Genomic DNA, 7,763 nt, shown 5'->3' on the forward strand with positions numbered 1-7,763 from the left:
TGGGGGAGTTTCACGTGAAACAACGACCCCGATCCGCGAAGGCTGGATGAACGACGATGCATCGGTACAGGTCCCACACCTGCGGCGAGCTCCGCGCCTCTGACGTCGGTACCGACGTCCGGCTGAGTGGCTGGCTGCACAATCGGCGCGACCTGGGCGGCATCCTCTTCATCGATCTGCGCGATCACTACGGCATCACGCAGCTCGTGGCCCGCCCGGGCACCGAGGCGTACGAGGCGCTGGACAAGCTCTCCAAGGAGACCGTGGTCCGCGTCGACGGCAAGGTCGTCTCGCGCGGCACGGAGAACGTCAACGCCGAGCTGCCGACCGGTGAGGTCGAGGTCGAGGTCTCCGCGGTCGAGGTGCTGGGCGCCGCCGCCCCGCTTCCCTTCACCATCAACGCCGAGGACGGGGTCAACGAGGAGCGGCGCCTGGAGTACCGCTTCCTGGACCTGCGCCGCGAGCGCATGCACCGCAACATCCTGCTGCGTACGTCGGTCATCTCGGCGATCCGCCAGAAGATGACGGCGCTGGGCTTCAACGAGATGGCGACGCCGATCCTGAGCGCCACCTCCCCCGAGGGCGCCCGTGACTTCGTGGTGCCGTCGCGCCTGAACCCCGGCAGGTTCTACGCGCTGCCGCAGGCCCCGCAGCAGTTCAAGCAGCTGCTGATGATCTCCGGCTTCGACCGCTACTTCCAGATCGCGCCCTGCTTCCGTGACGAGGACGCCCGCGCGGACCGCTCGCCGGGCGAGTTCTACCAGCTCGACGTCGAGATGAGCTTCGTCGAGCAGGAGGACGTCTTCCAGCCGATCGAGAAGCTCATGACCGAGCTGTTCGAGGAGTTCGGCAACGGCCGTCACGTGACGTCCCCGTTCCCGCGGATCCCGTTCCGCGAGGCGATGCTGAAGTACGGCTCCGACAAGCCGGACCTGCGGGCCCAGCTGGAGCTCGTCGACATCACCGACGTCTTCGAGGGCTCGGAGTTCAAGGCCTTCGCGGGCAAGCACGTCCGTGCGCTGCCGGTGCCGGACGTGTCCGGGCAGCCCCGCAAGTTCTTCGACCAGCTCGGTGACTACGCGGTCTCCCAGGGCGCGAAGGGCCTGGCCTGGGTGCGCGTCGGCGAGGACGGCTCGCTGAGCGGCCCGATCGCGAAGTTCCTCACCGAGGAGAACGTCGCCGAGCTGACCAAGCGGCTCTCCCTGGCCGCCGGCCACGCGGTGTTCTTCGGCGCGGGCGAGTTCGACGAGGTCTCGAAGATCATGGGCGCGGTGCGGGTCGAGGCCGCCAAGCGCGCCGGCCACTTCGAGGAGAACGTCTTCCGCTTCTGCTGGATCGTCGACTTCCCGATGTACGAGAAGGACGAGGAGACCGGCGCGATCGACTTCTCGCACAACCCCTTCTCGATGCCGCAGGGCGGCCTGGAGGCCCTGGAGACCCAGGACCCGCTGGACATCCTCGGTTGGCAGTACGACATCGTCTGCAACGGCGTCGAACTGTCCTCCGGTGCGATCCGGAACCACGAGCCGGAGATCATGCTCAAGGCGTTCGAGATCGCGGGCTACGACCGTGAGACGGTCGAGGAGAAGTTCGCCGGCATGCTCCGCGCGTTCCGCTTCGGCGCCCCGCCGCACGGCGGCATCGCGCCCGGCGTCGACCGTATCGTCATGCTCCTCGCCGACGAGCCCAACATCCGCGAGACCATCGCCTTCCCGCTCAACGGCAACGCCCAGGACCTGATGATGGGCGCGCCGACGGAGCTGGAGGAGGCCCGGCTGAAGGAGCTGCACCTGACGGTGCGCAAGCCGCAGCCCAAGTAACCCCGGCAGCGGCGAAGGGCCCGGAACCGACCTCGGTTCCGGGCCCTTCCCGCGTGCGCGGCCGGGCGAGGGCTCAGCGCCGCCGGCCCAGCCGGCTCCGTACACGCCGGGCCCGGCGGTTGCCGGCGACCGTGTCGAGGAGCCGGCGCCCGGTGCCGGCCGCGTAGGCCGGGCCCTCCAGCCGCAGCAGCTCCCCGTCGCCGACGACGACGTACGCGACCGGGGCGTCCGCCTTCGGGAAGGTGACCGGGTGGCGTCCGTCCGCGAGGTCGAGGCGGTCGGGGAGCCGCAGCCGCACCGCCGTCCCGTCGGCGGCGGGAACCAGCTCGGCGGTCACCGTCAGACCGGACACGGAGGCATTGACGCGCACCCGGCCACCGGACGCCACCGTCACGTACGGCAGCGGAAGCGACCGTCCGGCGCGCGCGTCGTTGGCGGCGGCGGCCCCGGCCGTGTCGGGGCCGAACCGGCGCTGCCGCTGGTCCAGGTCGAGGGCGAGCTGGCCGCCGGCCGTCCAGTACGGCAGCGCGAGCCGTCCACCGGTCAGCGCGGGGCCCGCGGCCGGGGAGCCCGGGTCGCCGTCACCGGTCACCCGGACCATCCGGTCGACGCCCAGCAGCTGGACGAACGCCCACACGTCGTACACCCCGCGTCCCAGGGGCCTGCCGCCGGCCAGCCGTTCCGGGTCGATGCGCAGCCGTCCGGACGCGACCGGCCGTGACCGTCCGTCGCCGGCCGGTTCGAGCCGGACCTCCAGGTCACCCTCCGGGTACCACCAGTCCTCCCGGTCCCGGTCCTTGACCACGATCTCCGCGTACGCCAGCCGGAACGGATCGCGCACCTCGTACCCGTCCTCGGCGCCCGGCACGCCGTCCAGCAGCTCCGGGTCCAGCCACCACCTGCCGTCCCGCTCGACCAGGACCAGCGGCTCGCCGTTCCCGCGCTGCAGGTCCAGCGTGACGTCGGCGACCAGGCAGCCGTCCTCCCACCGCAGCGGGCCGGCCTCGCCGCGTGCCTTCACCGCGCGGACGTGCTCGGCGAACGCCCGCGCCCCGTCGAAGTCACCGCTCTCCAGCAGTTCGGCGCGGACCCGGGACACCCCGGGCAGCCCCTCCCGCACGGCCGGCGGAAACTCCTCCAGCGCCACCGCGCGGGCCGCCTCGAAGCGCGGCAGCTGCTCGGCCCGGTCCTCGCGCAGGATCTCGGGCTCCCGGGCCCTGGAGAGGACCTCCACGTGGTACAGACGGTGCAGCAGCCGGTTCTGCAGCGCGTCGATGTCGTCGGAGGGGGCGGTGCCGTCCTTGATCCGGCGGACGATGGTGCGGCAGTTGGGCCAGAACCCGTGCCGCGGGTTGAACCGGTGCCGGGTGTTGTTGCCGCCGTCGTCCCGCTTCATCCAGTAGTAGCAGGGGTAGTCGGCGAGGACGGAGATGCGTTCCGCCTTCAGATAGGCGGCGGTGACGAAGGCCAGGTCCTCCAGGATCCACGGCCCTTCCGGGAACCGCAGCCCGTGCTCCTCGACGAAGACCCGCCGGAACATCTTGTGCGGCGACAGGCTCTGCATCAGCTCGTCGTTCTCGATCGTGCAGGCGTCCACCGTGTGCCGGAACAGCCGTCGGGGGCGGACCATCGTGCTGGACATCTTGCCGATCACCACGTCGGCGTCGTTGCGCCTGGCGTGCTCGTACAGCCGCTCCAGGGCCTCGGCCCCGAGCTTGTCGTCGTGGTCGACGAACTGCACGTACTCGCCCTCGGCGTGCTCCATGCCCAGGTTGCGCGGCGCGCCGGGCCAGCCCGAATTGGGCCGGGTGTACACCCGCACGTTCGGGTGCCCGGCCGCGAGCTTCTCCAGCCGGTCCAGCGTGTCGTCCGTCGACCCGTCGTCGACGTAGATCACCTCGTACTCGTCCGCCGGCAGGCTCTGCCCGAGCAGCGACGGCGCGCACTCGTCGACGTACTGACCGGTGTTGTGGACGGGAACGATGACGCTGACCTTGAGTCTCGGCATCTTGCGGACATTACCCGCCCCGTCTCCGGGCCCGGAAACAGTGGTTCCCGGGCCCGCCGGTGCCCGTCGATAGCCGTCGGTGCGCGTCGTGCCGGCGGCTACCGCGCCACGAACTGGGTGAGTATGGCCTGGACCTCGTAGATGTCGACGCCCTTGGTGAAGGTCTTCTGGATGGGGGTCTGGGAGCCCGAGATCCAGATCTTCAGTTCGGCGTCCAGGTCGAAGGTGCCGGCCGTCTCCACCGCGAAGTGGGTGATGCTGCGGTACGGGACGGAGTGGTACTCCACCTTCTTGCCGGTGATGCCCTGCTTGTCGACCATGATCAGGCGGCGGTCGGTGAACAGGATGGTGTCGCGGATCAGCAGGAACGCGGCGTGCACCTGCTCGCCGTGGCCCAGCAGACGGGCGTAGTCCTGCTGCGCCTGGGCCGGGTCGACGGTGTGCGCGTTGCCGAAGAGTGCCATGGTCGAAATCCCCCACGTGAGTGATGACGGCCGGACATCGGCCGCCTTCACGTGATCTTCGCAAACGGAAGCGCCCGGGAGAAGGCTTCCCTTCGTCCCGGGCCCCTGCTGTAGCGAGCGCGTTACGCGGTCGGCCTCTCCTCGAGACGCGGGGAGAGGACCGCGCCCTCGGCGACCGTCGAGCGGGCGGGCAGGACGCCCCAGGTGCCGGCCTCCCGGGCCTTCCGGTCGACGAGCGCGCCCGGCGTGGACCGCATCGTCGTGCTCTCCGCCGACGAGCCCGGCATCGGCGGGACCATCGCCGTCCCGCTCGACGGCAACGCGCAGGACCTGATGACGGGCGCGCCGGCGGAGCTGCGCCCGACGGCCCCCTTCGCCGTGGCCGGGACCTCAGGACCGTCAGCTCTCGGTGAACAGGTCCTCCGCGCGCTCCACCGTGCCGGAGCGGTCGAGCCAGTCGTTGAGGCGGTCGAGGTCGGTGCAGGTGGTGATGCGCTCACGGACGTCGTCGGAGAGGGGCAGGCCCCGCACCTCCAGGACACGCAGAATCCCCTTGGCCTCGCCCCTGGCCTCGCCTTCGGCCCTGCCTTCGAGGTACTTCTCCTCGAAGAGCGTTCCGTGGCCCGGGAAGTGGGTGACGACGTCCTGCATCAGCTTCCTCCAGTTCTTCCTGGTCGGAGAAGACGGGGGCGAGGGCCTCCGGGTGCTCCTGGAAGAGCCGGTGGGAGACCTCGTGTGGTGCTGTGACCATGAGCGCAAGCCTGGCGTGCCCATGGTTCATGCATTCGGCATATGCGAGAGGTTCACCCGATCGAGTCAGCGGGCCACGGCCGGGTGCCTCCGCGCCACCGTCGGCGTCGTAAGGCGGCACACCGGGGCACGCGAGCTCGCCACGGCGGCCAACCTGGACGTGACCCGCAAGGAGCGGGACCGGGTCGGTGTCGACCGGCAGTCGGGGTACGCGGGGCGGAGCGGCGCACGCCGCTGTCCGGTCATCGAGGCACAGGGCAGGTGCACGTCGTCCCCGGACGTCCGCGAGGACCGCATCCGCTGTCCGCTCAAGGTCAAGAACTTCGACCCACTGGCCGGCCCGGACTACGAGATGCCCCGCTTCCTGGCTCCCGCCGCACAGCGATGATGGGCCGGGCGTCCTGACGTCGGCCGTTCGCCCCCTATCAGGTCTTGCTCCGCGTCCGCCGGCGCCGGCCTGGCGGCCGTCCGGACCGGCGGACGGGGCGACGGTCACGCAGGGGCGCCGAGCGGCGGGTGCTCGAGCACGCGGGGCTCGTACTCGACCAGCTGGATGCGGCCGTCGAAGGTGCGGTGCTCGATCATCTCGAGGGCAACGTCCGGATAGCCGTCGTAGATGCGTTCTTCGCCCGTGGCCCCGGTGATCACCGGGAACATCACGACCCGGAAGCGGTCGACGAGTCCGGCTCGCAGCAGGGACCGGCACAGGCTGAGGCTGCCGATCGTGCTGAGGAGCCCCGAGCCACTCGACTTCATGGCGCGGACCGCCTCGACGGCGTCGTCGCGGACGAGCGTGGAGTTGGCCCACGTCAGTGGCTCCTCGAGTGAGGAGGAGAACACCACCTTGGACGCTTGCGTGAGCTCGTCGACGGACGCCTCTTCCTCGGGCCTGAACTCCTCTTGGCCATCCGGGACCTCGCCCGCGGCGAAGCCCGACATCAGGCGGTAGGTGTTCGCTCCCATCAGGTAGGTGGCCTCGGGCTGCTCGCCGAGCCATGCGAGGTACTCCGGGCCCTCGAGGCCCCAGAACCCGGGCCATCCCTCTCCCGATGCGTAACCGTCGAGGGAGGTGATGAAGTCGACGAGAAGCTCCGACATGGCGCTGTCCCTTCCTGGGGTGTCACGAGCTTGGACCGGCCGGGAGCCACGAACTCATCGGCCGGGCTGTGGAGTGACGAGAAAACCCATGACGCCGCAGCCGACCAGGTCGGCGGAACGGCACTGCTTCGGAGGGTCTGGGGCCCTACACGATTGCACTGTGCACGCAGTCGGGTCGTGATCTCCACGCGATGGGGAACGGCGGTTTGGGTTCCGCCGGAGCCCCAGCCCGGCCCCACCCGCGAACGGTCGTCGAGAGATCGAGTCGACCATGCAGCCTGCGGCGCCCTTGATGCAGCGTTGGAGTGCCGGCAGGCGACGACGGGCGGCCAGGCGCTCACTCCGCGGCATGACGACCATCTACTGTGCCGCATTGCTGCTGGAGTTCGAGCCGGCGGTCGAAGCGCGAACTGAAGCGGTGAGTTGAGGCACTCGAGCCGCTACCGGACGAGATGGCTCTCGATGTGGTCGATCACCGCTGACACGGCCTGCCGGTAGGCGGTGCTCGACCGGCGGACCTGGGACAGCAGCATGCCGCCCTGGATGGCGGCCAGCAGTGCGGTGGCGAGCGCGGCGGTATCGGCACTCTCGTGCAGCTCGCCGCGTGCCTGCATGCGTGCGAGTCCCGACCTGATGGGTCCTTCCCACCGGTCGAAGGCGGCGACGAGGCCGGCCCGCGCGGACTGATCGCTGTCGGCGAGCTCGCTGGCGAGCGAGCCGATCTCGCAGCCGCCTTCGCATCCCCTGGCGTCCTGTCTGCTCCCTGCCCGGTCGCACCACTCGCGCAGGGCCTCGATGCTGTCCAGGCTGTCCAGCAGCGGACGCTGCCGGTCGAGTTGGGTGTCCGTCTGGTGGTCGATGACCGCCAGGACCAAGCCCTGCTTGTCGCCGAAGTAGTGGTAGATCTGCGACGCGCTGACCCCGGCGGCCGCCTGGATGTCCGGGATGCTCGTGCCCCCCGCGCCGCGGTGGAACATCAGTTCCGCAGCGGTCTCGATGATGCGTTCGCGGGTCTTGCGGCCGCCCTTGGTGAGCCGCTGCTTCTTCGGCTCTTCGGCCCTCACCGGTGCGCTCATGTGCCCACACTACCCAAGTTGGAATTGACATTCCAATTACGCGCCTCCGATGATCCTGGAAAGGTCATTCCACACCGGATGGCCGTCTCTGCAGATAGGCGAGCGTCATGTCCCTCGACCCCCAGATCGAGACCCTGCTCAAGCAAGTGGCTTCAGGAGGCGGACCGGCCCCCGAGACCTTGACGGTGGCGGAGAACCGCGCGTTCGGACGCGCCTTCGGCGGCCTGGCCGGTGCTCCCGTACCGGTCGCCGACGTCCGGGACACCACGGCCGTCGGCGGCGGCCGCGACATACCCGTCCGTATCTACCGGCCCGTCACCGAGCCGAACGCCGGGCCGCTGCCCGTGACGCTTTTCTTCCACGGCGGCGGGTGGGTCTTCGGCGATCTGGACACCCAGGACAACATCGCCCGCACCGTGGCCGGCCGCTCCGGCACGATCGTGGTCTCCGTGGACTACCGGCTGGCACCAGAGCACCGCTTCCCGGCCGCGGTCGACGACGCCTACGCCGCGCTGACCTGGGTCGCGGACAACGCCGCCGGCTTCGG

At 70.2% G+C, this 7,763-nt stretch carries 9 protein-coding genes; 3 read left to right on the forward strand and 6 right to left on the reverse strand.

Annotation, left to right across the window (positions count from 1 at the left end; translation table 11 throughout):
- Window positions 1–56 precede the first annotated feature (56 nt).
- Complete coding sequence (gene aspS / locus ACH4VX_RS18325; RefSeq protein ID WP_398368405.1) at window positions 57–1,820, forward strand: aspartate--tRNA ligase; 1,764 nt, start codon at window positions 57–59, stop codon at window positions 1,818–1,820.
- 73 nt (window positions 1,821–1,893) lie between these two features.
- Here the strand turns inward: aspS and ACH4VX_RS18330 are convergent, their stop codons facing one another.
- The 4 genes from ACH4VX_RS18330 to ACH4VX_RS18345 form a co-directional block, all read right to left on the reverse strand.
- Window positions 1,894–3,828, reverse strand: a complete 1,935-nt coding sequence (locus ACH4VX_RS18330) for a glycosyltransferase family 2 protein (RefSeq protein ID WP_398368406.1) — start codon at window positions 3,826–3,828, stop codon at window positions 1,894–1,896.
- Between the two features lie 98 nt (window positions 3,829–3,926).
- On the reverse strand, window positions 3,927–4,292 hold the full coding sequence (locus tag ACH4VX_RS18335; protein WP_398368407.1) for a PH domain-containing protein: 366 nt from the start codon (window positions 4,290–4,292) through the stop codon (window positions 3,927–3,929).
- A 122-nt stretch (window positions 4,293–4,414) separates the two neighbouring features.
- Entirely contained in the window at window positions 4,415–4,579 is a 165-nt protein-coding gene (locus tag ACH4VX_RS18340; protein WP_398368408.1) for a hypothetical protein, read from the reverse strand.
- Window positions 4,580–4,691: 112 nt separating this feature from the next.
- Window positions 4,692–4,943, reverse strand: coding sequence for a hypothetical protein (locus tag ACH4VX_RS18345; RefSeq protein ID WP_398368409.1), 252 nt, complete (start codon window positions 4,941–4,943; stop codon window positions 4,692–4,694).
- Between the two features lie 121 nt (window positions 4,944–5,064).
- Between ACH4VX_RS18345 and ACH4VX_RS18350 the strand changes: the two genes are divergently transcribed.
- Window positions 5,065–5,430: a hypothetical protein gene (locus ACH4VX_RS18350; protein WP_398368410.1), complete on the forward strand. Its 366-nt coding sequence runs from the start codon at window positions 5,065–5,067 to the stop codon at window positions 5,428–5,430.
- Window positions 5,431–5,534: 104 nt separating this feature from the next.
- Here ACH4VX_RS18350 and ACH4VX_RS18355 read toward each other — a convergent pair whose 3' ends face one another.
- Window positions 5,535–6,140 carry a dihydrofolate reductase family protein gene (locus ACH4VX_RS18355; protein WP_398368411.1) on the reverse strand — a complete coding sequence of 202 codons (606 nt, stop codon included), beginning with the start codon at window positions 6,138–6,140 and terminating at the stop codon, window positions 5,535–5,537.
- A gap of 440 nt (window positions 6,141–6,580) precedes the next feature.
- Complete coding sequence (locus ACH4VX_RS18360) at window positions 6,581–7,216, reverse strand: TetR/AcrR family transcriptional regulator (protein WP_398368412.1); 636 nt, start codon at window positions 7,214–7,216, stop codon at window positions 6,581–6,583.
- Between the two features lie 107 nt (window positions 7,217–7,323).
- Here ACH4VX_RS18360 and ACH4VX_RS18365 point away from each other — a divergent pair.
- The coding region (locus ACH4VX_RS18365; protein ID WP_398368413.1) for an alpha/beta hydrolase at window positions 7,324–7,763 on the forward strand (440 nt) is incomplete at its 3' end.

This window comes from Streptomyces sp. NPDC020731 (assembly GCF_044334705.1).
GTDB lineage: Bacteria > Actinomycetota > Actinomycetes > Streptomycetales > Streptomycetaceae > Streptomyces.

Coding starts and splice junctions, on each gene's coding strand:
- ACH4VX_RS18335 (WP_398368407.1), bottom strand. CDS start 4,292: ATGGCACTCTTCGGCAACGCGCACACCGTCGACCCGGCCCAGGCGCAG.
- ACH4VX_RS18345 (WP_398368409.1), bottom strand. CDS start 4,943: ATGCAGGACGTCGTCACCCACTTCCCGGGCCACGGAACGCTCTTCGAG.
- ACH4VX_RS18355 (WP_398368411.1), bottom strand. CDS start 6,140: ATGTCGGAGCTTCTCGTCGACTTCATCACCTCCCTCGACGGTTACGCA.
- aspS (WP_398368405.1), top strand. CDS start 57: ATGCATCGGTACAGGTCCCACACCTGCGGCGAGCTCCGCGCCTCTGAC.
- ACH4VX_RS18340 (WP_398368408.1), bottom strand. CDS start 4,579: ATGCCGGGCTCGTCGGCGGAGAGCACGACGATGCGGTCCACGCCGGGC.
- ACH4VX_RS18330 (WP_398368406.1), bottom strand. CDS start 3,828: ATGCCGAGACTCAAGGTCAGCGTCATCGTTCCCGTCCACAACACCGGT.
- ACH4VX_RS18350 (WP_398368410.1), top strand. CDS start 5,065: ATGGTTCATGCATTCGGCATATGCGAGAGGTTCACCCGATCGAGTCAG.
- ACH4VX_RS18360 (WP_398368412.1), bottom strand. CDS start 7,216: ATGAGCGCACCGGTGAGGGCCGAAGAGCCGAAGAAGCAGCGGCTCACC.